Origin of the sequence: Gallibacterium salpingitidis, assembly GCF_001678495.1 — a bacterium.
Classification (GTDB): domain Bacteria; phylum Pseudomonadota; class Gammaproteobacteria; order Enterobacterales; family Pasteurellaceae; genus Gallibacterium; species Gallibacterium salpingitidis.
Window position 1 is genome coordinate 21,028 of record NZ_JTJL01000016.1, and the last position, 24,745, is coordinate 45,772.

Consider the following 24,745-nt stretch of genomic DNA (forward strand, 5'->3'; position numbering starts at 1 on the left):
AAAATAGCAAACTAAATAGTTACAATTGAAATTTTTTAGTTGTGTATCACATTCTTGATCTCAAGTGGATGAAGAGAACGTGTGATAGGAGTATGATGAAACTAAGCTTTTTGCGAGCAGGTGAATAAATAGGAGCTATGCGATGAAAAAGAGTTTAGTTTTATTACTTCTTGTTGTTCTCGGATTAAGTGGTTTTTATCTGTTCCAACAACATCAACAACAAACGGCAAATTTAACCGAGTTAAAACTCTATGGTAATGTCGATATTCGTGATGTCAGTTTAGGTTTCAAAGTAGCTGGACGGGTCAATGAATTATTTGTTGATGAAGGCGATCAGGTAAAACAAGGCAATTTACTTGCCAGATTAGATCAAAAATCTTTTCAAGATGAGCTTGCATTGGCAAAAGCCAAATTAGCAGCGGCAGAAGCGGTATTTATCAAGGCAGAAAAACTTTATCAACGTAGCGTTTCTTTGATGCAAAAAAATGCGATGTCAGCGGCAGATTATGATGAAGTAGTGGCTGGTCGTGATCAAGCTATTGCGCAAGTGGATCTCGCTAAATCGTTAGTTTCGTTGGCTGAAACACGTTTAGCTGATACTGAACTTTTTGCACCAAGTGATGGTACGGTATTAACACGTGTACGCGAAAAAGGCAGTATCGTTAGTGCCGGATTGCCAATCTATTCTATTGCCTTAACTAAACCTGTCTGGGTTAGAGCCTATGTAGATGAAACAAACTTGGGGCAAATTCATCAAGGTGAAATGGTCACAGTCCTAACAGATAGTGGTGCAGAGTATCAAGGCAAGATAGGTTTTATCTCACCACAAGCAGAATTTACGCCAAAAAATGTTGAGAGTGAGCAACTCAGAACAGAGTTAGTTTATCGGTTTAAAGTTTTAATTGAGCAAGATGATGCAGGATTGCATCAAGGAATGCCAGTAACCTTAGTGATTAAGAAAAAATAGCTGAGGCGTGATGATGACGCAACCAATAGTGGTAATTGATAGCGTAAGTAAACATTTTAAGGGAATGGATACTTTAGCGTTAGATCATATTTCTGCACAAATTTATCCAGGGAAAATTACTGGGTTAGTCGGGCCGGATGGCGCAGGGAAAACAACTTTAATTCGTCATTTAATTGGGTTAATGCAGCCAGACAGCGGCACTATTACCGTAGATCACTTTGATATCGTTAACCAAGCAGAAGCAATTCACGAAATTAGCGGCTATATGCCACAAAAGTTTGGGTTATATGAAGATCTTACAGTGATTGAAAATCTCTCCCTTTATGCGGACTTGCGTGGTATCGCAGGTAAAAATCGACAAGAAAAATTTGGAAAATTACTCTCATTTACTGATTTAGCACCATTTCAACAGCGCTTAGCCGGCAAGTTATCAGGCGGTATGAAACAAAAATTAGGTTTGGCGTGTGCGTTAGTTGGTGATCCAAAATTATTGTTATTAGATGAACCGAGTGTAGGGGTAGATCCTATTTCGCGGCGCGAGTTGTGGAAATTGGTGCAAGAGTTAGTGAAAGAGGGAATGGCGGTACTTTGGTCAACAGCTTATCTTGATGAAGCGGAAAAATGCGACAGCGTGATCTTATTAAATGAGGGAAAAAAATTATATGACGGTGATCCACAAGGATTATTAGCAAGAGTGGAAAATCGTGTTTATCAAGTGAGTGGTGTCGAAGCAACACAGCGTAGAAGCGCATTAATTCATCTATTACAACAACCGCAAGTGATGGATGGCATTATTCAAGGTAGCAATATTCGTTTAGTGCTACATAATCCACAAGAAAAACCAGTGTTAGCACAAGGTCAGTGGTTAGCAGTGAACCCTTGTTTCGAAGATGCGTTTATTGATTGCCTTGGTGGCGGACCGGGTGGTAATTCAGCGTTAGCCGCACAAATTGAACATAAAGCGGATGATGGTTTACCCGTTATTGATGCGAAACAATTAACTAAACGTTTTGGTACTTTTGTCGCGGTTAAAGATAATACCTTTTCGATTAAACGTGGTGAGATTTTTGGTTTGTTAGGGCCAAATGGCGCAGGTAAATCGACCACATTTAAGATGATGTGCGGTTTATTGCAGCCTACTTCAGGAGAGTGTTTTGTTACAGGTTTAGATTTACGGCACGCAACTTCTTTAGCTCGCAGTAAAATCGGCTATATGGCGCAAAAATTCTCGTTGTATAGCAATTTAGATGTGCTGCAAAATTTGCGTTTTTTTGCTGGATTATATGGGGTAACAGGTAAAGTTCAGCGTGAACGCATTGCGATGATGATCGATATTTTTGATTTTCAACCCTACCTCAGAATGAATGCCGGTGATTTACCGTTAGGTTTTAAACAGCGGCTTTCGTTAGCTTGTGCAGTAATTCATCAGCCCGATATTCTCTTTTTAGATGAACCTACTTCAGGTGTTGATCCAATAACCCGCCGAGAATTTTGGTTGCATATTAATGCGATGGTAGGAAAAGGCGTTACTGTCATGGTAACAACGCACTTTATGGATGAAGCGGAATATTGCGATCGTATTGGCTTGATTTATCGTGGAGAAAATATTGCTACTGGTACTCCAGATGAGTTAAAGCAACAAGCAAAACAGTTAGCGCAATTAGACTCACCGACGTTAGAAGATGCTTTTATTGCATTAGTTCAAGCGCATGATCAACAACGTAAGGAGGCATAATGACAAGATTATTCGCCTTAGTGCGCAAAGAGATGTTACAGATCATTCGTGACCCATCGTCTATTTTGATTGCGTTTGTTTTGCCATTTATTTTGTTGTTTATCTTTGGTTATGGTATCAATCTTGATAGCAACAAAATGAATATCGGCTTGGTTTCTCATTCATCAACACCGTTGGCGAATAGCTTAACGGAAGCCTTTACCCATTCCAAATTTCTAGAGGTGAAAACGGCTAATGATCGCCGAGAGCTTTATGGTGATCTGACTACGGGAAAAATCAAAGGGATTGTCGTAATTCCAGAACCTTTTACGTTAGATCTATTAAGACAACAAACTGCCAAAATTCAAGTATTAACTGATGGTTCACAACCAAATACAGCAATGTTTGTGAATGGTTATACTAGTGGTGTTGTGCAGACCTGGTTAATGCAGCAATCTGCTATGGAAACTCAAGGGATTCAACTTAAAGAACGTTATCTCTTTAATCCTGAATTAAAAAGTCGGCACTTCCTTTTACCTGGTTCAATGGCAATTACCATGACTTTGATTGGAACATTGCTTACCGCGTTAGTGATTGCTCGTGAGTGGGAACGCGGCACTATGGAAGCTATGATGGCAACACCAGTCACTATTACGCAAATTTTGCTTGGTAAGTTGATTCCTTATTATATTTTAGGAATTGGTTCAATGCTGATCTGTTTCCTTGTTACTACTCTCTATTATCAAGTGCCATTTCATGGTTCATTTTTGACACTCTTTTTAGCAACGTCGGTTTTTCTGATTTGTGCGCTCGGGCAAGGTTTATTGATCTCTTCATTAGCAAAAGATCAGTTTGTTGCTTCGCAAATTGCGATTATGTTTGCCTTTTTACCCGCTTTTATGTTGTCTGGCTTTGTGTTTGAAATCAGTTCAATGCCATTACCGGTACAGTGGCTGACCTATCTATTTAGCGTTCGTTATTATGTAACCAGTCTGCAAACGCTCTTTTTAGCCGGTAATGTGTGGAGCTTATTGGCACAAGGCATTGCGATTATGTTAATCATCGGTATTTTGACCTTTTTATTCACTAAACGTAAAACACAAAAAAGGATTGATCTATGATGAATGGACGTATTTGGGCGTTAATTATCAAAGAGTTATTGGCGTTGTTTCGTGATCCACGCAGTCGTTTAGTATTAATTGGCCCACCTGTTATTCAGCTGTTTTTGTTTTCTTATTCTGCTACGTTAGAGGTGAAAAATATTTCAGTTGCTATTTATAACCAAGACAATGGTGTGTATAGCGCTGAGGTCATGCAACGCATTACCGCTTCACCAACTTTTACTGAGTTTACTTTTGTACAAAATGAACAGGAATTAAAACAGCAATTAGCCACTAAAAAGGTTTTAGTGGCATTGCAATTTCCCGCCAACTTTAGCCAACAATTATTAGCAGGACAAGCAGGTGATATTCAGGTTTTATTAGATGGTCGAAACTCGAATTCGGCACAAATTATTCATAGTTATTTGGCACAAATCATTTTGCAATATAACCAAGAATTAGCAGCACAACAGGGTAAACAGGCTTTACCGTTGGTGATTTTAAATCGCAACTGGTTTAACGAAAATTTAGATCATTTATGGTACACCGTACCAGCATTGGTTGGCATTTTAGCTGGCTTAGTGGCATTAATGGTAACGGCGCTATCGGTAGCTCGTGAGCGAGAATTGGGTACGTTCGATCAAATTTTAGTTTCGCCGTTAACACCAGGTGAGATCTTATTAGGTAAAACCATTCCGGCTGTCTTAGTTGGGCTTGCGGAGGGATTAATTATTTTTGTGATTGTAGTAACCATTTTCCAAGTGCCATTTGTTGGTTCGTTTTGGCTATTATTTGGCTCAATTTTTGTTTTTATTTTAGCGATGGTCGGTGTTGGTTTATTTATTTCCGCGATTTCAAAAACTCAACAACAAGCGATTTTAGGGACATTTCTCTTTTTAGTGCCAGCCATATCACTTTCAGGTTATGCCTCACCGATTGAAAATATGCCGGATTGGTTACAATGGGTGGTGGAAATCAATCCGTTTAAACACTTCTTAATTATTGTGAATGGTTTATTCCTTAAAGATATGTCTGCACAACAAGTGTGGATTAATCTTTTTCCTATGTTGATTATCGCCGCTGTCGCTTTAGTCGTTGCCAGTTGGTTATTTAGCCGACGTTTGGAATAAAAAAGTGATAAAAAAACCTTGCAGCACAGGAGAAGCTGCAAGGTAACTGAGGTCTTTATAGTTAATTATTAGAGTTCTTCTGATAAGGTTTTCTTCATCAATTCCCGATCAAAGGATTTATTCCATACGGAAACAACAATTGCGGCGATACCGTTACCAATCAAATTAACAATTGCTAACCCTGTACCAACGAAACGGTGAATACCAAGAATAAGTACCATACCTGCAACAGGAACGATTGGTAAGACAATCAAAGTACTGGTTAACATTACAAATGCAGCACCTGTAACACCAGCAGCACCTTTAGAAGTTAACATTGCGACAATTAATAGAATAATTTGGTTGGTAAGACTTAATTCAGTATTAGTGGCTTGTGCAATAAAGATAATCGCCATTGTCATATAAAGGTTAGTACCGTTAAGGTTAAAGGAGTAACCAGATGGAACAACCAACGCAATAACAGATTTAGGGCAGCCTAAACGCTCTAATTTTTCCATAATATGCGGTAATACTACAGATGATGAACCTGTACCTAAGATGATCAACAATTCTTCCTTAATAAATTTTAAGTAAGAGAAAAGACTGATACCGCAAACTCTGGCAATGATGCCGTAAACAACAATGACGAAGAATATTAATAGGGCATAAAAACCGAGAATAAATTTTGCTAAAGGAATTAAAGATTGTAAGCCATAAGCACCAATTGTATAGGTAATCGCCCCGAAAGCACCGATAGAAGATAGCTTAGAAATTAAGTGTACGTTATGGAAGAAGACTTTAGATACACTTTCAACAAAGTTATAAACCGGTTTACCTTTTTCGCCAATAACAGAAAGAGAACAACCGAATAGAATAGAAACTAATAAGATAGCAAGAACATTACCGGAGGAAAAAGCGCCAACAAAAGTAGATGGAATAATGTTCATCGCAAAATCAGTTAAATTAACGTTTTTAGCTCCATCAGTATATTTGGTTAAACTAGCTGTATTGAGTGTTGCGGGATCAACATTAAATCCAACACCTGGTTGAATTAAATGCCCCCAAATTAAACCAAAAGTTAATGCGATAAAGGACATAACAAAGAAGTAAATTAATGCTTTACCACCTACTTGCCCTAATTCACGCATATCTTTCATACCTGCGATACCAACCACAATAGTACAAAAGATAATTGGCCCAATAATCATAGCGATCAATTTAATAAAAGCATCGCCCAATGGTTTTAATTTTACTGCAACATCCGGTGCAAAATAGCCTAAAGCAATCCCTGCTAATATCCCAACCAATACTTGAAAATATAATTCTTTATAAAAGGGTTTGTTTTTCATTTTTGTCTTCTCTTGTTTGTGCAAATAAGGAGATCAATCAAGTACCAACAGAGATACGTTGGTACTTATCTATCGATCACTGTTCTTCAGGCCAATATAGACGCATCGGATTATCAACTAAGAGCCGTTGACGTTCTTCTTCAGATGGTGCAATTTGAGCGACATAATCAACTAATAAGCCATCATCTGGCATATGGTCTTTTAAATTAGGATGAGGCCAATCGGTACCAAACAGTACGCGGTCAGGAAATTCTTGTACGAGGCGTCGAGCAAATGGGACGACATCGACATAGGCATGTTGTTCGCCATTTAATGCCTTAGGGCCGGTTTTACTTAAACGTTCAGGACAAGATACTTTGCTCCAGAAATTTTTATGCTCACGCATTAATTTTATGAAGAGTTCAAATTCTTCCCCATCAACTGGTTTAGTTACATCGGGTCTTCCCATATGATCTACAACGACAGTGGTCGGTAAACTGGTAAAAAAATCCCAATATTCTTTTAAATCATCAGCTTCAAAATAGATCACAATATGCCAACCAAGTGGTGCGATTTTTTGCGCAATTTCCATCAAAGTATCTTTCGGTGGTGCGTCCACTAAACGTTTCACAAAATTAAAACGTACCCCTCGAACACCAGCTTGATGCAGTGCTTGTAGTTCATCATTAGTGACATCACGCCGTACAGTAGCGACACCTCTTGCTTTACCATTTGCACTTTCAAGCGCATCAACTAAGGCGCGATTATCCGCACCATGGCAAGTTGCTTGAACAATAACGTTACGTTCAAAACCAAGCAGATCGCGCAACGCAAACAGCTTTTCTTTTGGTGCATCACAGGGTGTATATTTTCGTTCTGGTGCATAAGGAAAAATATCGCCAGGACCAAATACATGGCAATGTGCATCTACAGCGCCTTTCGGGAGTTGTAATTTAGGTTTAGAAGGAGTTGGATAAAATGGTAACCAACCTGGTGTAACTTCAAATTTCATTATTTTGCTCCTTAGTCGATATATTGCAAACCAGCTTTTTCGAGTTTTTCACGCATTTTGTAGAGATCTAAACCTAGAACACCTGCCTGGAATTGAGGGCGTTTGATCGCTTCGTTTTCTTCGCGTTTTTGTGCGGCTTCAGCGACTTCTGCTGCTTTTGCTGCTGGTACAACAACTACGCCATCGTGATCGGCAATTACTACATCACCAGGGTAAACTACTGCACCAGCACAAATAACCGGTACATTGACTGAACCTAATGTTGCTTTGATAGTGCCTTTTGAATGAATTGCTTTACTAAAAACTGGAAAATCCATTTGTTCCAATTCAGCGGTATCTCTGACGCCTCCATCAATAATTAAGCCTTTACAGCCTTGCGCTCTGAATGAAGTGGCAAGTAATTCACCAAAGAAACCGTCGGTTGAATCGGCGGTACAACCAGCAACAACGATATCGCCTTCTTTAATTTGTTCAGCGGCGACATGAAGCATCCAGTTGTCACCTGGTTGCAGTAGAACCGTTACAGCAGTACCGCAGATCTTGGCGTGTGGATAGATTGGACGCATATAAGGTTTCATTAAACCAACACGTCCCATTGCCTCATGGATGGTTGCTACCCCGAATTTCGCTAGTTTTTCGACAGCAGCTTTATCGGCACGTTGAATATTACGTTTAACAACACCTAATTGATTAACTTGAAGTTCCATAATCTATAGTCCTCTTGATTTGAGTAAGGCATCTAAACGAGGGAAAACACGACGCGCATTGCCTTCATAAATTTGATGTTTTTGTTCGTCGGTTAAACGACTTGCTTCGATATAACGTTTAGTATCGTCAAAATAGTGACCTGTTCTTGGATCGATATCGCGGACAGCGCCAATCATTTCTGAAGCGAATAACACATTCTTGTGAGGGATAACATCAAGCAGTAAATCAATACCTGGTTGGTGATAAACACAAGTATCAAAGAAAATGTTGTTAAGCAGATGCTCTTCTAAGATTGGTTTTTTCAACATCATTGCGAGACCGCGGAAACGACCCCAATGATAAGGTGCCGCGCCGCCACCATGAGGAACGATGAAACGTAAGGTTGGGAATTCTTTAAATAGATCGCCTTGTAAACATTGCATAAAGCTGGTGGTGTCAGCATTAAGGTAGTGAGCGCCAGTAGTATGGAAACAGTGATTGCAACTGGTGCTAACATGAATCATCGCTGGAATATCATATTCCACCATTTTTTCATAAATCGGGAACCAGTATGGATCTGTTAACGGTGGTGAAGTCCAGTGACCACCAGACGGATCTGGATTTAAGTTGATACCAACATTACCGTATTCTTTAACACAACGATCAATTTCAGCTAAACAGGTTTCTGTTGGTACACCCGGAGATTGCGGCAACATAGCAACAGGAACAAAATGATCCGGGAACAATTGTGATACCCGATAACAAAGTTCATTACAGATAGATGCCCAGGTCGCAGAAATATTGTAATCTCCAATATGATGAGCCATAAAACTTGCTCTTGGTGAAAAAATAGTGATGTCAGAGCCACGTTCTTTCATAAATTTGAGTTGGTTTAACTCAATACTTTCACGAATTTCATCATCACTAATTTTTAGTTCAGAAACTTTTGGCATCTCTGATGGATTGGTAATGCCGGCGATTTGTCTTTTACGCCACTCTTCAAGCGCTTTCGGTGCTGTGGTGTAATGGCCATGACAGTCGATAATTAAACTCATCTTATGCTCCTTGTTGCCAAATGTGGTGTGGAATCATTGCTTCACCTTTCATTAATAGACGAGCAGTACGTAATAAAGCAGCGCTTGTTACATTGCCTTGTTCGTCTAAGTTGAGGGATACAGTGAATTCACCGCTTGGGTGTTCTACGGAAAAGTTTGGATTGATAGATAAATCTGTGTCTGAGAAACCATAAGCTACGCTATCTTTTAGTACGCAAGCGGTAGCAATAGTGACTGCGGCAAGCACGCCAATCGCTTCATGACAGACATGTGGAATAAAGCAGCGAGTATGGATTTGACCGCCATTAATTGGGGCATTAACCAGACACATTTTTGGATAATTTTTTTCTTTTATATCGCCTAAACCCATTTTAAGAGCAGCTTGCAGACGTAAATTTTCCAGAATGGTTTTCAGTTCGGTATCGTTATTTAATTCAGCTACACTTTCGTAAGCAGTACGTTTTACATCAGCAGCGCGAACTAAAACAATCGGCATCCCATTATCAATGCAAGTGGCTTCTAATTGGCCAAAATTAGGGATGTCAAAAGTATCTTTCACATTACCGGTAGGTAATAACGCACCACAGACAGAACCTTCGGTATCTAAGAAACGGATTTGAATCGGTGCAGATGAATTTGGTACGCCATCTATACGAGCATCACCGTCATAGTTCACATAACCGTCTGGGGTTTGCACCGTAATATCGGCTAACATGCCGGTATTCAACGTTAATACTCGAGCGGTTGTAGTTGTACCTTGTGGTTGGATTAATCCTTTCTCTAAGGCAAATGGCACGACTGCAGCCAGCATATTGCCGCAATTCGGCTTAGTATCAACGGTGTCTTTATCCGGTTGTAATTGAGCAAAAAGAAATTCCAAATCGACATTTTCTTGCTGGCTTTTACGGATCATTGCGACCTTGGTTGTCAAGGAATGTGCGCCACCTAAACCATCAATTTGACGTTTATCAGGCGATCCCATTACAGCGAGTAATACTTTATCTCTAGTAGGAATATCTTGAGGTAAATCGTCAAAGGCAAAGAATGCGCCTTTTGATGTGCCGCCACGCATTAACATGCATGGAATAGAAATTTGTTTAGCCATATTAATCTCCTAAACAATGAAATTAAGGAGCATTTTAGGTATTCAAATTACTATTAAAAAGTTGATAAACTATCTAACAGTTATAACAAATTTGATAGGTATTCTATGGATCTCAAACAACTCGCCTATTTTGCTAAAGTCGCAGAATTGAATAGTTATACACGTGCAGCCGATGAATTAGATATCGCTCAGCCTTTATTGAGCAGACATATTCGACAATTAGAAACTGAATTGGGAAAAAGTTTATTAGTCAGAAATGGGCGCGGTGTAACTACTACAGAAGCTGGGCAGATTTTACTAAGGCACTGTCATCAAATTCTTAATCAGGTGCAGTTGCTAAAAGAGGATCTTAGTTTTACGACAGGTAAAATTACAGGATCTATCTCATTAGGGATTCCTCCAACATTATCAAAATTATTAGCGCGAGATATCATTAAACTGTTTTATCAACGTTTACCAGAAGCGAATTTGATTGTTACTGAAGGTTTAACCAGAGATTTACAAGAGCGTTTAAGTATGGATCGGTTGCATGTGGCGTTACTGCATAATCCGATTTTTTTAAAGAATCTCGAGTATGAATTGTTGATTAATGTGCAATTAATGTTGATTGTAAGACGCGATAATCCTGAATTTATACATAAAACGAGTATTACAGCAGCAGATCTAGAAACTATTCCATTGGTGATCCCAAGTAAAAATAATACTTATCGCCAGTTGTTTGATACAGAAATGGCAAAATTGCATAGAAAGAGCAATATTATTATGGAAGTCGATAGTAAGGAATTGATTCTAGATTTAGTCGAGGATGGTATTGGTAATTCTATTTTATTGCCAATGACGCTAGCTTTTCGGGACTATCATAACAATTTGCGCGCCATTCCAATTACAGAACCGGAATTACCTTGTGATCTGTATATGGCGATCAGTAGTAAAACAAATGCCAGTCGTTTACAGCTAGAATTGATGAAAATCATTCGTGAAGTACTAGAACAACATTTTCCTGAAAAAAATAAAAAGTAACAGTAATTTAGGTGAACAAAGAACGTTCTAGGATTACTCCTATACAGGTATTACCTTTCTCATAATAACTTATATAATTAGTCGGGTATTTAGTTGACTAAATTAGTCAGGTATTTGCTGATTATGAACTGAATACAAGACAACAATTGGATTCATAAAATTTAACTTATGGAGTGAGTTAAAAATGGGAAATTATAAAAAGTTATGGGGAATCTTACTAACAACCCTCATCTTAACTTTTACATTATTAGGGTATATCGGTGTAGAAGTTTATCGTCAAGCACCACCAATTCCACAAGCCTATGTTTCACAAAGCGGTGAAACCATTATCTCTAAAGAAGATGTACTGCAAGGGCAAACAGCGTGGCAAACAACCGGTGGTATGGAATTAGGTTCATTATTAGGTCATGGGGCATATCAAGCGCCGGATTGGACTGCCGATTGGTTGCATCGTGAATTAACAGCTTGGTTGGACATTACCGCCAAAGCGGCGTTTGGTAAAGCGTATGCTGATTTAGATGAACCGACACAAGCAGCATTGCAAGTTGCTTTACGTGATGAATATCGTAAACAAAGCCGAGTGAATAGCGACGGCAAGGTAGTGATTTCTGATGTTCGTTTACAAGCTATTCAGCAAACAGCGGAATACTATAATAAGTTGTATAGTGATGATCCTACTATGCTGAAAACACGCGAAGCTTTTGCGATGAAGGATAATACTTTACCAAGTGCAGAAGCTCGCCAAAAATTAGCTGATTTCTTCTTCTGGACAGCGTGGGCGGCATCAACAGATCGTCCAAATGCAGACGCTACTTATACCAACAACTGGCCGCATGAACCATTGATCAATAATGTGCCAACCACAGAAAATATTATGTGGTCATTAATTTCGATTGTGTTCTTAATTGCTGGGGTTGGTTTCTTAGTGTGGGGTTATTCTTTCTTACGTAATCGTAATGAGCAAGAACCAACACCTCCAGCAACTGATCCTCTATTAAAACTTCAATTGACCCCTTCACAAAAAGCGTTAGCTAAATATGTCTTTTTAACTTTAGCGTTATTTGTCGTGCAAGTGGGCTTAGGCGGTGTTTTAGCGCACTATACCGTAGAAGGACAGAAATTCTATGGTATTGATATTTCACAACTATTCCCATATTCGTTAGTGCGTACTTGGCATATTCAAACCGCATTATTCTGGATTGCCACAGGCTTCTTAACCGCAGGGTTATTCTTAGCGCCAATCATTAATGGTGGGAAAGATCCGAAATTCCAGCGATTTGGTGTGAATTTCTTATTCCTGGCTTTATTAATTGTGGTTATTGGTTCTTATTCAGGTAATTTCTTTGCCTTAAGCCACCAAATCCCATCATCATTGAATTTCTGGTTCGGGCATCAAGGTTATGAATATTTAGATCTTGGTCGTTTCTGGCAAATCCTATTATTCGTTGGTTTTATTGTTTGGTTATGGTTAATGCTGCGCTGTACAGGCTATGCCTTTAAAAATGGTAGCGATAAAAACCTATTAGCAATCTTTATCTCTTCTATTGTCGGTGTTGGCTTATTCTACGGTCCAGGTTTATTCTATGGCGAACACTCAAGCGTAACCGTAATGGAATACTGGCGTTGGTGGGTAGTGCACCTTTGGGTAGAAGGATTCTTTGAAGTCTTTGCAACTTGTGCCTTAGCCTTTATTTTCTACAACTTAGGTTTAGTCAGCTATCGTAGCGCAACAGTAGCGTCATTAGTCGCTGGTAGTTTATTTCTCTTAGGCGGCGTACCAGGAACTGCGCACCATCTCTACTTCTCAGGTACAACAACACCAGCGTTAGCTGCCGGAGCAGTGTTTTCAGCGCTTGAAGTGGTACCGTTAGTATTATTGGGCAAGGAAGCTTACGAACATTGGTCATATCAACACGCAACACCTTGGATGCAGCGTTTACGTTGGCCGTTAATGTGTTTCGTAGCGGTGGCGTTTTGGAATATGTTGGGTGCTGGCGTCTTTGGTTTCTTAATTAATCCGCCAATTTCATTGTTCTATTTACAAGGGTTAAATACCACAGCAGTACACGCACATGCGGCATTATTCGGTGTGTATGGTTTCTTAGCCTTAGGTTTTGTGTTGCTTGTTGCTCGTTATTTAAAACCAGACTTTGTCTTTAATGAAACAGTAATGAAAGTTGGTTTCTGGTCGATGAATCTTGGTTTAATTCTAATGATCGCAATCAGTTTGTTACCGGTAGGATTATTCCAAGTGTCTGCAAGTATTAGCGAAGGGTTATGGTATGCAAGAAGTGAAGGCTTCTTACAACAAGATTTCTTACAAACACTGCGTTGGTTAAGAACTATCGGCGATATTATCTTAATTTTTGGTGCAGTATTATTTGCTTACCAAGTAACAAAATTGACTTTTAGTCGTCGTTAAGTTGTTAAATTAAGTTATTGGTGTAACGGTCAAAATTATGCAATTTTGACCGTTTTTTTATGTTTTTTGGTCGATAAGGTAATCAATTTTGCTTTTTGGGGAATCTTATTTTAGAAAATAATTCTTTCCTTATGTATAACAAAATATAATCTGTTAAAATCAGCGCAAGATTAGTGATTTTATCTATATTTTGGCTGTAATTTGAACAATTATAAAAATCACCATTCCGAATACTACAATTAACCTAGCTTCATAGGAAATAATTCAATTATGTCTAACAATACTATGTCAGCGACTGATTTTTCCGTCGCAATGAAAGGTAAGTTGATTGAACGACTTACAAAGTATGTACAGATACATACTACTTCTGATCCTAAAAGCGCTACTGTACCTAGTACACCGCAACAATGGGATCTCTTAAGATTACTGGAACAAGAATTAATTGGTATGGGTTTAACAGAGATTAGCTTAGATGATAATGGCTATCTGTTTGCGACTTTACCTGCCAATATTGAACAACAAGTACCTGTGTTGGGCTTATTAGCACATGTTGATACAGCGCCAGATTTCAATGGGGAAAATGTTCGACCGCAATTAGTGGAGAATTATGCCGGAGAGGAAATTCTGCTTGCTGGTTCTGGTGATTTACTTTCACCAAAAAATTTCCCTAACTTATTAAATCTGTTGGGACATACGCTAATGACAACAGATGGTACCAGTTTACTTGGTGCAGATGATAAGGCAGGAATTGCGATTATTTTATCTGCAATAGAGTATCTACAAGCTCATCCAGAAATTCCACATGGCAAAATCCGCGTTGGTTTTACTCCTGATGAAGAAATTGGACGCGGTGCAGATCATTTTGATGTAGAAAAATTTGCCGCTGATGTGGCTTATACCTTAGATGGTAGCGTAGTCGGTGAATTACAGTATGAAAACTTTAATGCTGATGAAGTGACAATTCATTTATTTGGGCGTTCTGTGCATCCGGGGACTGCGAAAGGCAAAATGGTTAATGCGTGGGAACGTGCTTGTCAGTTCCAAGCGAGTTTACCGCCGCATTTAACTCCGGCAACTAGTGAAGGTTACGAAGGTTTTATTTTCCTACGTAAGATTGAAGGTTCGCTTGAGCACTGCATCTTGCGTTATGCGTTACGTGATTTTACTGAAGCAGGCTTATTAGCTAGCCGTCAGTTATTACAAAATGCGGTTGCTAATTATCAGCAACAATATGGTGCGGACAGTATCCAAATCGACATCCATGAACATTATCGCAATATGCGTGAAAAAGTAGAGCAACATCGCTATTTAGTGGATCTTGCTGAACAGGTAATGTTGCAACAAGGAGTAAAACCACGCATTGAACCGATTCGTGGCGGTACTGATGGCGCCCGTTTATCTTTTATGAATTTACCGACACCAAACCTATTTACCGGTGGTGAAAACTTTCATGGCAAATTTGAATTTGTATCAATTGATGTAATGAATCAAGCCGTTGGCGTTGTTGTAGGTATTGCTAATGCTTTTAGCCAACTTAAATCTAATCAAGCAGGAGAAAAATAATGAGTTTAATTATTGGCGCATTAGCCATTCTGTTAGTTGGCTACTGGATTATTAAGGGACAAAACGCAAAAGGTTTATTGTTGTGTGCCGGGATCGTGTTATTAATCATTGCTTCCTTTATTGCACCGCCAGTGAAAGATAGTACAGGGATTTTCTTTGTCGATATTGGCAACTATATGTACTCACTGTTTGAAAAACGTGGCGGCGGTTTAGGAATGATCGTAATGGTGTTGATTGGTTTCTCAGTGTATATGAGCCATATTGGTGCTAACGATGTTATTGTACGTTTGTTATATAAACCATTACGCCGGATTAAATCGCCTTATATTTTATTGATTGGTGGTTTCTGGATTGCCTCTTTTATCTCTTTTGCGATTCCGTCTGCAACCGCATTAGGGGTGTTTTTAATGGCAACATTATTCCCGATTCTTACCCGTTTAGGCATTTCAGCACCGAGTGCAGCAGCTATTTGTGGCACTACAGCAGTAGTAAATTTATCGCCAACTTCGGTTGATGTGATCTTAGCGGCAGAACAGGCAGGAGATACCTTAAAACATTTTGCGTTCCAAGTAATTTTACCAATGAGTTTATTAGCAATGTTAGTTATTGGTATTGCTCACTTTTTCTGGCAACGTTATTGCGATATTAAAGAGGGATTAGCGCACGCAGAAAGCCTCAGCGAAGTCGATCCAAGTCATTTACTGAATAATAAAGCACCAGTGTATTATGCGATTTTGCCATTCTTACCAATTATTGGTTTGTTTATTTTTGATGGCAAAGTATTACCGGAGATTTCATTAGGTGGATTGTTAATTTTAACCTTAATTATTAGTGCCTTGATTGAGTTAGCTCGCACTCGTAAAGCCAGTGAAGTATTTGATGGTTTAGAAAAATGCTATAACGGTATGGCAGAAGCGTTTAGCAGCGTAGTGATGTTAATTATTGCGGCGGGTGTTTTTGCGGAAGGTTTAAGCCGTATTGGTTTTACTGAAGATTTAATTGGAGTGGCACAAAATCTCGGTACAGCTGGTACCGTAATGATGTTTGCATTGGTGTTAATTACCTTATTAGTTGCAATCGCGTCTGGTTCTGGTAATGCCGCATTTTTCGCATTTGTTGAATTAGCACCACGCCTTGCAGGACAATTAGGCATTAACCCAGCTTATTTAATCGCACCAATGATGCAAGTTTCTAATACCGGACGTGCGTTATCGCCAGTATCAGGGGTAATTGTTGCGGTATCAGGAAGCGCAAATCTTTCCCCAATGTTGTTAGTGAAACGTACTTCAGTGCCGTTATTGGCAGGTATTGCGGTTATCGTTATTTATACAATGGTATTTATTCCGTTGCATGTGTGATGGCTAAATAATTTAATTCTGAAAAAACTCTTTCTGACGCAATTTGTTAGAAAGAGTTTTTTATCGCATTTTTATTCTATACCAGTGGTTAAACGTTGTAATAACCGATCCATAGCACGATAGCCAAGCGCTTCAGCGAGATGTGAACGTTGGATTTGTTCTTCATCTGCAAGATCAGCGATAGTACGGGAAACGCGTAAAATTCGATGATAAGCGCGAACGGATAAACCTAATTTATTTAACGCAGTTTCAAGAAAAATCGCATCATTTTGTTGTAACTTGCAATATTTTTCCAACTCTTTGCCAGAGAGATGAGCATTAATTTTACCTGCTCTAGCTAATTGTTTTTCACGTACCTGAATCACTATTTTGCGCAGTTTATCGCTACTATTTTCATCTTTAGGTAACTGTTGTAGTGTTCCTTGCGGTAATAGTGGCACTTCAATGGAAAGATCAAAGCGATCTAAAAATGGCCCGGATAATCGGTTTAAGTAACGCATAATTTGTTGTGGTGATGTACGGTTATGTGTTCCTTGATAATGCCCGGTTGGGCTAGGATTCATTGCCGCAATTAGTTGAAATCTTGCTGGAAAAGTGACTTTGGCAGCGGTTCTCGAAATCACAATTTCTCCACTTTCCAATGGTTCTCGTAACGCATCTAATACTTTACGTTCAAATTCTGGTAATTCATCTAAAAAAAGTACGCCATTATGAGCTAAAGAGATTTCTCCCGGTTTTGGGATAGTACCGCCACCAACTAAGGCAGCCATTGAAGCGCTATGATGCGGTGCTCGAAAAGGGCGTTGTTTCCAATTTTGGTAATTAATCTGCTGTTGAACCAAGCTATTAATTGCAGCAGTTTCAATCGCCTCTTGTTCATTCATTTCTGGTAATAAGGTAGTTAGGCGACTGGCTAACATGGTTTTTCCTGTTCCAGGTGGGCCAAGAAATAACAGATTATGTTGCCCAGCAGCGGCAATTAATAAAGCGCGTTTAGCGTGTTGCTGTCCAATAATATCGGTCATATCTAATGATGGGGAAAAAGATGAGGGTTGCTGAATCTCTAATGCTTGCGCGATAGGTAGTTGCTGTTGTTGATTTAGGAAACTGACAACATCTAATAAAGTGTTGGCGAAATAGGTTTGTGTATCTGCAACTAACGTTGCTTCTGCGGCATTTTGTTTCGCGATAATTAATTCTCGTTTGACTTTTTTCGCTGCAAGAATAGCAGGGATAATCCCTTGTACACTGCGTAAGTTTCCTGTTAAAGCCAATTCACCAACAAATTCAAACGCGAGTAACCGCTTCGCCTCTATCTGCCCAGAAGCAGCTAAGATCCCTAAAGCGATGGCAAGATCAAAGCGGCTACCTTCTTTAGGCAAATCTGCAGGTGCTAAATTGATAGTGATACGTTGTGCTGGATAACGAAAATTACTGTTAATTAAGGCACTTCTTACTCTATCTCTTGCTTCTTTGACTGTGGTTTCTGGTAGTCCAACTAAAATTAGACCTGGAGAACCTTTGCTAATATGTACTTCAATAGTAACAAGCGGCGCTTGTACCCCAATTGAAGCACGACTATGAACGATGGCTAGTGACATAAAATTTCCATAACTAAAAATAAATTTGAGCATAGATTATGGAAAAATGAGTGTGAATTTTTTAAAGAATGGTTTGTGATAAAGATCGAAAAAGAAAAATATTAATGACTTGTATAAGTGAATAAACAGTGCGTACAAGTTAGCTATTATTGATGTATTTTGTTGGAGATACACCAAAATGTTTTTTAAAAGCATAGATATAGGAAGAAGATGAGGAATAACCGCTATCTAGTGCAATATTAAGAATATTGTCGCCTTTTTTTAATCGCGTTATTGAATGTAGTAAACGCATTTGTTGCCGCCATTCTTGATACGTCATACCAGTTTCTTTTTTAAAACGCCGAATAAAAGTACTTAGTGAAATGTTGAGGATTCGTGCACAATTTTCAGGAGTGTGAGGTAAACTCGGCTCACTTTGTATTGCTCTACATAGCGTTAGTAATTCAGGTGAATTTGGATAGGGTAAAGTGAAATTAACAGGCGCTAATTCAGTTAAAAGTGAAATAAAAGTTTGCTCTTTTAGTGCTAAATCTTTAGTGGGCTGCTTAGTTGTTTGCATTAAGTATTCAGTATAGGCATCAATAAGTGGCGATACTTCAACGACTTGACAATGAATATGTTCGAGATAGGGAGCAAATCGATCGTTGATATTGATACTAATATATTCAGCTTTTTCGGAACTCCAGAAAGTATGTTCGTAATTTTTGGGAATCCATACACCATGTAAAGGCGGTAAATGCCAGAATTGATTGTTTATTTCAACATATACGGTACCAGTGCGTGTATAAATAAATTGAACCCATGTATGGCTATGAGCAATAGTCTTTTTGGAAAAATCAGTGATATCAGTAGAAAACAAGAGTTGATTTGGGATAGATGAGTTTAATAATGGGGACAATGTGGTTTTCCATTCTGTTTCTGACTTCTTTAAGTGTTTTTTATTGATATTGATCATAAAAACTCCCCATTGACTTTTTTTCGATATCAATTGCCTGAAATTATTAATTAATCAGTAAATGGTTTTACTAAGATAGCTTACATTATAAAACTACCTAATTCTAGGTGCTTAATAGAATAATAGGCTAATTATGAATTACTTATTTACTCGTCATTATATTTATGATTTATTGCGGCGTTTATTTATTGAAGAACCTAATATAGATCTGCTTATTTTCTTGAAAGAAAATAAGCTAATTAATACTATTTATAATGAATTATCTGAAAATCAGGAAATTTGTAATTTATATAAAAGTTGGTTAGATGAGTTATTAAATAAAAATATTTCATCACATTCTGATGATTATCAAGAGTTACATTGGGACTTTACACAATTATTTGTTGGCCCACATATATTACCAGCTCCTCCATGGGAATCTTCTTATAAAGGTGATTATTTACTGTTTACGGAAACAACTGCAAATGTTGAAAAATATTATCAACAATACAGTTTTTATTTACCAGAACGGGAGATAGAAGCTGCCGATCATATTGGTTTTGAATTAGATTTTATTTATCACCTTAATCAAAAAGCACTCACGATATGTAATGAATTATCGGAATTAGAATTTAATCTTAAAGCACAATATATGTTTTTAATAGAACATCTATTGAGTTTTATTCATTTATTTTCACTAAATATCCAGCAATATGCACAAACTGATTTTTATAAGAAATTGGCTCATTTTATAGAGGAATTTATTAAGTTTGATAGTGAAAAAATAAATTCGTTGTTGTTACAAATGCAAAATAATTCGTAGATGGGTAATGAGGAGAAACTCAATATGGATAAAAATACTTTTTTTGAAATTAAGCGAAGAACTTTTCTGAAATGGTCATCTGCTATTTCTGCTTTGGTGACATTACCGATTAATAAAGGATTAATAGCAAAAGAGAATGTTTTACCTGCTAATGAAAATGTACCGGTGTGGAAACCAGCTGCTTGTTGGCATGATTGTGGTGGTAAATGTTTAAATAAAGCATTAGTCAGTGGTAATACAGTGATTCGCCAAAAAACTGATGATTTAACTCCGGATAGTCCCAATACACCACAGCAACGAGGTTGTTTACGTGGGCGCTCACAGCGTCATCAAGTATTTGGTGCAGATCGATTGAAGTATCCAATGCGCCGTAAACATTGGGCGCCAGGTGGCGGAGATAAATCTTTACGTGGTCGAGATCAATGGGTGCGTATTAGCTGGGAAGAAGCCTTAGATCTTATTGCAGCAGAAACAAAACGTATTACCAATAAGTATGGTCAAGAATCTTTGTGGGTAACGGGGCAAAAAAACTTTTGTCCGCCTTATTATAATATGTTTGCCGCTGCTGGCGGTTATACATCGGATTGGGGAACACGTTCTTTCGGAGCGTGGGCTGAAACTGCTGGATTCATAGGTGTTCATTGGGGTGTATTTGGGATCAATGATCGTCTTGATTTACGTAAATCAGAGTTAATTATTTTATGGGGAGCTAATCCAGCCTGGACAAGCCCTGGTTCGCCAACGTATCACTATATTCAAGCTAAGAAAGCGGGCGCCAAATTTATTTGTATTGATCCTAGTTATACCGATACTGCTGCTATTTTAGATGCAGAATGGGTTCCAATTAATCCTGCAACAGATCATGCTCTCGTATTAGGAATTATGTATGTGTTGTTACAAGAAGATAATCCGCAAAGTAATCCTTTAATTAAATGGGATTTCCTCGATAAATATACTATTGGCTTTGATGCCGAACATATGCCGGATGGCGTAGATCCTAAAGAGAACTTTAAAGATTATTTGTTAGGTACTTACACTAATGAACCTAAAACACCTGAATGGGCATCAGAGATTACAGGAGTACCAGTTGAAACGATAAAATCTTTGGCGTATCGAATCGGAACCATTGAAAAAGTAGCATTATTATGTGGTTGGGCACCGGCAAGAATCAATAATGGGGAAGGTTGGGTTCATGCATTTTCAACCTTAGGTTTTATGACTGGACATCTTGGCAGTTCAGGCAATATGACAGGTACGTCAGTTCATTTCTTTGCTGCTAATGGTGGTGGTTTTCTTGTAAATGAAGGACAGAATGGATTACCAGATATCGCAAATCCAGTCACAACAACAATAAATCATAATGAATTGAACCGAGCCCTTATTGAAGGCAAATACCGACAACCAAAAGGTGGCGATAAAGATGTCAATATCCAAATGATCTTCCATTGTGCCAATAATACGATGCAAGGTTTTAGTAATGCTATGCAAGCCATTGAAGCTTATCGCTCCAGTGTGGAATTTATTGTTACACCAGCTTATAACTATTCAACGAATGCCAAATATTCTGATTTAGTCTTACCAGTTACAACAGAATGGGAAAGAGAAGGCATTGTTTTACCTTTGCATAATCGAGAAGTATTACTGTTAGGGGTAAATATTGTTGCACCTTTATATGAAGCGAAAAGTGATCAATGGATAGCACGAGAAATTGGTAAAAGATTAGGTGTTGATGTTAATGCTGTTTTCCCAATTTCAGAGAAACAACAATTTTTTAATCAGCTTATTGGTGCAACTGTGATTGAATCTGATGGTAAAACTTCAGTCCCATTAGTCACGATCACTTTAGAAGATATAGCTAAATATGGTTTTATTGGTAAACCTCAACAAGGAAAAATTGCATTAGATAAATTACTTGCAGAAGGTAAGTATCAAGTTGATCGGCAAGAAGGCGATAATTATGGATTTATTGCTTACGCTGACTTTATTCGTGATCCTAAAGCGCATCCACTTGATACAGAAAGCGGTAAGTTTGAGATCTACTGCAAACGTCTGCATCAACGTGCCAAAGAGTATGGTTGGAGCGAAGTTCCAGCAATTCCTAAATATATTCCAAGTGAAAACGGATACCAAAGTACTTTTATAGATTGGCATAGCAAGAAGAAAGGGAAATATCCATTTCAAGTATTCACACCGCATTATTTACGTTCATCACATAGTACTTTAGATAATGTACCGCAGTTGCGAGAGGCCTGGCCAAGTCATTTATATATGAATGCGACAGATGCTAAAGAGCTAAACATCAAACATGGAGAAACGGTATTAGTAACTTCTAAATTGGGCAAAATGTTACGACCAGTTTATTGTACTGAAACGATGAAACCTGGTGTTGTTGCAATCCCACATGGTAGATGGTCAGACATTGATGAAAAAAGCAATATAGACAAAGCTGGAACGGAAAATGTGCTATATGAACCAATTGCAACAGGTTTAGGAACATCTGGCTGGAATTCTTGTTTTTGTAATATTGAAAAATGGTCTGGTGCTCAACTGACTGCTGATGCTTATTTACCACCTCGTTTTCCATCATTTGTGGAGGAAAAATAAATGACAAATCCAAACCAAGTTGGCTTTTATATTAATGTTTCTCAATGTATTGGCTGTAAGACCTGCGTTATTTCTTGTAAGGATAAAAACCATTTGGAAGTAGGGCGTAATTTCCGTCGAGTTTATGATATTGAAGCGGGAAAATATCCTAATCCCAAAAAATGGCATTTATCTATTTCATGTAATCATTGTGATAATCCTGCTTGCGTTAGCCATTGTCCTACTCAAGCAATGCATAAGCGTGCTGAAGATGGGGTTGTATTAGTAGATCATACTAAATGTGTTGGTTGTAAATATTGCACTTGGGCTTGCCCTTATGAAGCACCTCAATTTAATCCTCAATTAGGAATGATGACTAAATGTGATACTTGTTACGATCTTAGAGCTAAAGGGCAGAATCCAGTGTGTGTGGATTCGTGTCCGATGCGAGCAATTGAATTTGGTTTGATTAGTGAGTTAAGAAAGAAGTATGGCGACAATGCGGATATTGCAGGGTTACCAAATTCAGAAATTACTCACCCAAATCTTATTGTTGGCTTTAATCGTTAGAAAAGGGGGAAATTATGCATGAATGGCCGCTTATTGCGTTTACAACATTAATACAAATTTCTATTGGTTGTTTTTTGCTAACAATGTTTTATAGGATTAACGGCAAACAAGAGCAAACTATTCACTTGCCTTTAATGGTAAGTTGGTTCATAGGTGGGGTAGGGCTGTTTGTTTCAGTATTTCATTTGGGTAATCCTTGGCATATCTTTAATACTATCAACAATATTTTTTCTTCATGGATGAGTCGTGAAGTAGTCTTTGTTGGAGGCTATATGGGGTTACTTACCTTAAGTATAGCGTGCTTGATATGGCGAAAAATATATATCAATGTATTTTTAATGCTGACAACAATCGTAGGTATTTGCACAGTTTTTGTAATGTCGAATATCTATGTTAATTCATTATTCTTGTTATGGAATGGTTGGATTACTTATAGCAGTTTTGTTGCTACTACATTAATTGCTGGTGGTGTTATTGCTTGTTTGGCATTGGTGATTTCATTGAGAGAACAACATAATTTCTTGATCGTAAAACAAGTCATCACGCAGTTTTTCACTTTTGCGGCGCTTGCGGTAGTTTTAAATATTATCAGTTATTTATATCTACAAGGTCATATAGCCAGTAATGCCACTATGGGAATTTCAGCAAAATATGTAGATAGTGCACTAGTTTTGCAATTAACCCTTATCAAAGCAATCTTATTAGTGATTGGGTTAAGCTGTATGATCTTTTTCCGAGTTAAGTTGGAACAAGGTATCAGTTTATTTGTTATTAGTATTGCAAGTATTAGTATCGTCGTCGCAGAAATTATTGGTAGATGCAGTTTCTTCTTTCTTGGTGCGTAGATCTCGGCAGTAAGGAATCTGGCAGCAATGTATATTAGTGCTGATTGTGTACGACAAAAATATCAATGGGCAAACTGTAAGCGTTGTGCTGCAGTTTGCCATTTAAATGCAATAAAAGTGACACCCACTATTACTTTGGATTCCAATGTATGTGACGAGTGTGGACAGTGTGTTGAGAACTGTCCATTTACTGCGATTGTAGGTACTGCACCTAGTTATAACATTAGAAATAATATTCTGTATGAAGATAATCAGCCTGCACCTTTATTGGAAAAACTTTTACTACTAAGAGCTGATGGTATTAACGAGGTTTGTGTTAAATCATCAGATTCAGATTGGTTTTCAGCGGTACAACAGGCGAATCAGGTGCTATGTGATAATAAGCAACTTTTATTTAAAGTGACGATAGCTGAATCAGTAGTTGAGGAGATACAGTATTCCAAAAGAGCTTTTTTACATTTTTCGACATTAACATTGTCGGCAAAAGCGAGAGAGAGTAGAAGTTTTTCTGATTTATCAAAAGCTTATCCGGAGTATCAGTTTTATCGTATTGCTTTAGATCATCATCAATGTACTTTATGTGGAATATGTGCCGTATATTGCCATCAAAATTGCATCCAGTTTACAGATACTAAAGTAGTCATTAATAGCCAAAGTTGTGATGGTTGTCAGTTGTGTCAGGATGTATGTCAATTGAAGGCATTAGAACTCACAAAAGAGATGAGAGATTTAACGGTAATAGAATATCCTGTTTCTCAGCAAGTATGTAGTGCTTGCCATCAGTTATATCGAAGCATTGATAAACAAGATTCAGTTTCTCTTTGTCCGGCGTGTCGATTTCGACAACAAAACAATATGCCCTTGTATAAGATCGGACAACAAGCGCTATCCTAGAAATAATAGAAATAAAAAATCCCATAAAGCCTGATACTTTATGGGATTAATTGAC

Annotated in this window: 20 protein-coding genes; 13 read left to right on the forward strand and 7 right to left on the reverse strand. The window is 38.1% G+C overall.

Features of this window, described 5'->3' with window-relative positions; translation table 11 throughout:
• Positions 1 to 142: 142 nt before the first annotated feature.
• Genes QS62_RS04690 through QS62_RS04705 form a run of 4 tightly spaced genes read left to right on the forward strand, consistent with a single transcriptional unit; the run spans position 143 to position 4,911 of the window.
• Entirely contained in the window at positions 143 to 967 is an 825-nt protein-coding gene (locus QS62_RS04690; protein WP_066106661.1) for an efflux RND transporter periplasmic adaptor subunit, read from the forward strand.
• A gap of 13 nt (positions 968 to 980) precedes the next feature.
• Positions 981 to 2,702, forward strand: a complete 1,722-nt coding sequence (locus QS62_RS04695; protein ID WP_066106663.1) for an ATP-binding cassette domain-containing protein — start codon at positions 981 to 983, stop codon at positions 2,700 to 2,702.
• Positions 2,702 to 3,802, forward strand: coding sequence for an ABC transporter permease (locus tag QS62_RS04700; RefSeq protein WP_066106666.1), 1,101 nt, complete (start codon positions 2,702 to 2,704; stop codon positions 3,800 to 3,802). Before QS62_RS04695 ends, QS62_RS04700 begins: the two co-directional genes overlap by 1 nt.
• Positions 3,799 to 4,911, forward strand: coding sequence for an ABC transporter permease (locus QS62_RS04705; RefSeq protein WP_066106669.1), 1,113 nt, complete (start codon positions 3,799 to 3,801; stop codon positions 4,909 to 4,911). The genes QS62_RS04700 and QS62_RS04705 overlap by 4 nt, the downstream gene beginning before the upstream one ends.
• A gap of 68 nt (positions 4,912 to 4,979) precedes the next feature.
• Here the strand turns inward: QS62_RS04705 and dctA are convergent, their stop codons facing one another.
• The 5 genes from dctA to QS62_RS04730 all read right to left on the reverse strand — a co-directional run bounded on the left by dctA (position 4,980) and on the right by QS62_RS04730 (position 10,077).
• Complete coding sequence (gene dctA, locus QS62_RS04710) at positions 4,980 to 6,239, reverse strand: C4-dicarboxylate transporter DctA (RefSeq protein ID WP_066106672.1); 1,260 nt, start codon at positions 6,237 to 6,239, stop codon at positions 4,980 to 4,982.
• 76 nt (positions 6,240 to 6,315) lie between these two features.
• On the reverse strand, positions 6,316 to 7,230 hold the full coding sequence (locus tag QS62_RS04715; RefSeq protein ID WP_066106674.1) for an amidohydrolase family protein: 915 nt from the start codon (positions 7,228 to 7,230) through the stop codon (positions 6,316 to 6,318).
• 11 nt (positions 7,231 to 7,241) lie between these two features.
• Positions 7,242 to 7,937 (reverse strand): 4-carboxy-4-hydroxy-2-oxoadipate aldolase/oxaloacetate decarboxylase, encoded by a 696-nt coding sequence (gene ligK, locus QS62_RS04720; RefSeq protein WP_066106677.1) that lies wholly within the window; start codon positions 7,935 to 7,937, stop codon positions 7,242 to 7,244.
• Positions 7,938 to 7,940: 3 nt separating this feature from the next.
• The gene (locus QS62_RS04725; RefSeq protein WP_066106681.1) at positions 7,941 to 8,972 is read right to left on the reverse strand and encodes an amidohydrolase family protein; all 1,032 of its coding nucleotides are present in this window, start codon (positions 8,970 to 8,972) and stop codon (positions 7,941 to 7,943) included.
• Between the two features lies 1 nt (position 8,973).
• On the reverse strand, positions 8,974 to 10,077 hold the full coding sequence (locus tag QS62_RS04730) for a 4-oxalomesaconate tautomerase (RefSeq protein WP_066106683.1): 1,104 nt from the start codon (positions 10,075 to 10,077) through the stop codon (positions 8,974 to 8,976).
• 105 nt (positions 10,078 to 10,182) lie between these two features.
• On the opposite strand from QS62_RS04730, the gene QS62_RS04735 reads away from it, so the two are divergent.
• The 4 genes from QS62_RS04735 (at position 10,183) to dcuC (ending at position 16,440) form a co-directional block, all read left to right on the forward strand.
• The gene (locus QS62_RS04735; protein WP_066106685.1) at positions 10,183 to 11,097 is read left to right on the forward strand and encodes a LysR family transcriptional regulator; all 915 of its coding nucleotides are present in this window, start codon (positions 10,183 to 10,185) and stop codon (positions 11,095 to 11,097) included.
• 184 nt (positions 11,098 to 11,281) lie between these two features.
• Positions 11,282 to 13,519, forward strand: a complete 2,238-nt coding sequence (locus QS62_RS04740; RefSeq protein WP_066106688.1) for a nitric-oxide reductase large subunit — start codon at positions 11,282 to 11,284, stop codon at positions 13,517 to 13,519.
• 270 nt (positions 13,520 to 13,789) lie between these two features.
• Positions 13,790 to 15,082 (forward strand): peptidase T, encoded by a 1,293-nt coding sequence (gene pepT / locus QS62_RS04745; RefSeq protein WP_231923679.1) that lies wholly within the window; start codon positions 13,790 to 13,792, stop codon positions 15,080 to 15,082.
• Complete coding sequence (dcuC, locus tag QS62_RS04750) at positions 15,082 to 16,440, forward strand: anaerobic C4-dicarboxylate transporter DcuC (RefSeq protein ID WP_197495411.1); 1,359 nt, start codon at positions 15,082 to 15,084, stop codon at positions 16,438 to 16,440. The genes pepT and dcuC overlap by 1 nt, the downstream gene beginning before the upstream one ends.
• A 71-nt stretch (positions 16,441 to 16,511) precedes the next feature.
• On the opposite strand, the gene QS62_RS04755 is transcribed toward dcuC, so the two are convergent.
• Positions 16,512 to 18,041 carry a YifB family Mg chelatase-like AAA ATPase gene (locus QS62_RS04755; RefSeq protein WP_066106692.1) on the reverse strand — a complete coding sequence of 510 codons (1,530 nt, stop codon included), beginning with the start codon at positions 18,039 to 18,041 and terminating at the stop codon, positions 16,512 to 16,514.
• A gap of 139 nt (positions 18,042 to 18,180) precedes the next feature.
• Complete coding sequence (locus QS62_RS04760; protein WP_066106695.1) at positions 18,181 to 18,996, reverse strand: AraC family transcriptional regulator; 816 nt, start codon at positions 18,994 to 18,996, stop codon at positions 18,181 to 18,183.
• A 133-nt stretch (positions 18,997 to 19,129) separates the two neighbouring features.
• On the opposite strand from QS62_RS04760, the gene QS62_RS04765 reads away from it, so the two are divergent.
• From QS62_RS04765 to QS62_RS04785, 5 genes are read left to right on the forward strand one after another with little or no spacing between them, the layout of a single operon-like run.
• Positions 19,130 to 19,798: a TorD/DmsD family molecular chaperone gene (locus QS62_RS04765; protein WP_066106698.1), complete on the forward strand. Its 669-nt coding sequence runs from the start codon at positions 19,130 to 19,132 to the stop codon at positions 19,796 to 19,798.
• 24 nt (positions 19,799 to 19,822) lie between these two features.
• Entirely contained in the window at positions 19,823 to 22,402 is a 2,580-nt protein-coding gene (locus QS62_RS04770; protein WP_156550067.1) for a molybdopterin-dependent oxidoreductase, read from the forward strand.
• On the forward strand, positions 22,403 to 22,951 hold the full coding sequence (locus QS62_RS04775; protein ID WP_066106701.1) for a DMSO/selenate family reductase complex B subunit: 549 nt from the start codon (positions 22,403 to 22,405) through the stop codon (positions 22,949 to 22,951). It begins immediately after the preceding gene.
• Positions 22,952 to 22,965: 14 nt separating this feature from the next.
• Complete coding sequence (locus tag QS62_RS04780; RefSeq protein ID WP_066106704.1) at positions 22,966 to 23,796, forward strand: dimethyl sulfoxide reductase anchor subunit family protein; 831 nt, start codon at positions 22,966 to 22,968, stop codon at positions 23,794 to 23,796.
• A 27-nt stretch (positions 23,797 to 23,823) separates the two neighbouring features.
• Entirely contained in the window at positions 23,824 to 24,690 is an 867-nt protein-coding gene (locus QS62_RS04785; RefSeq protein WP_066106705.1) for an ATP-binding protein, read from the forward strand.
• Positions 24,691 to 24,745 lie beyond the last annotated feature (55 nt).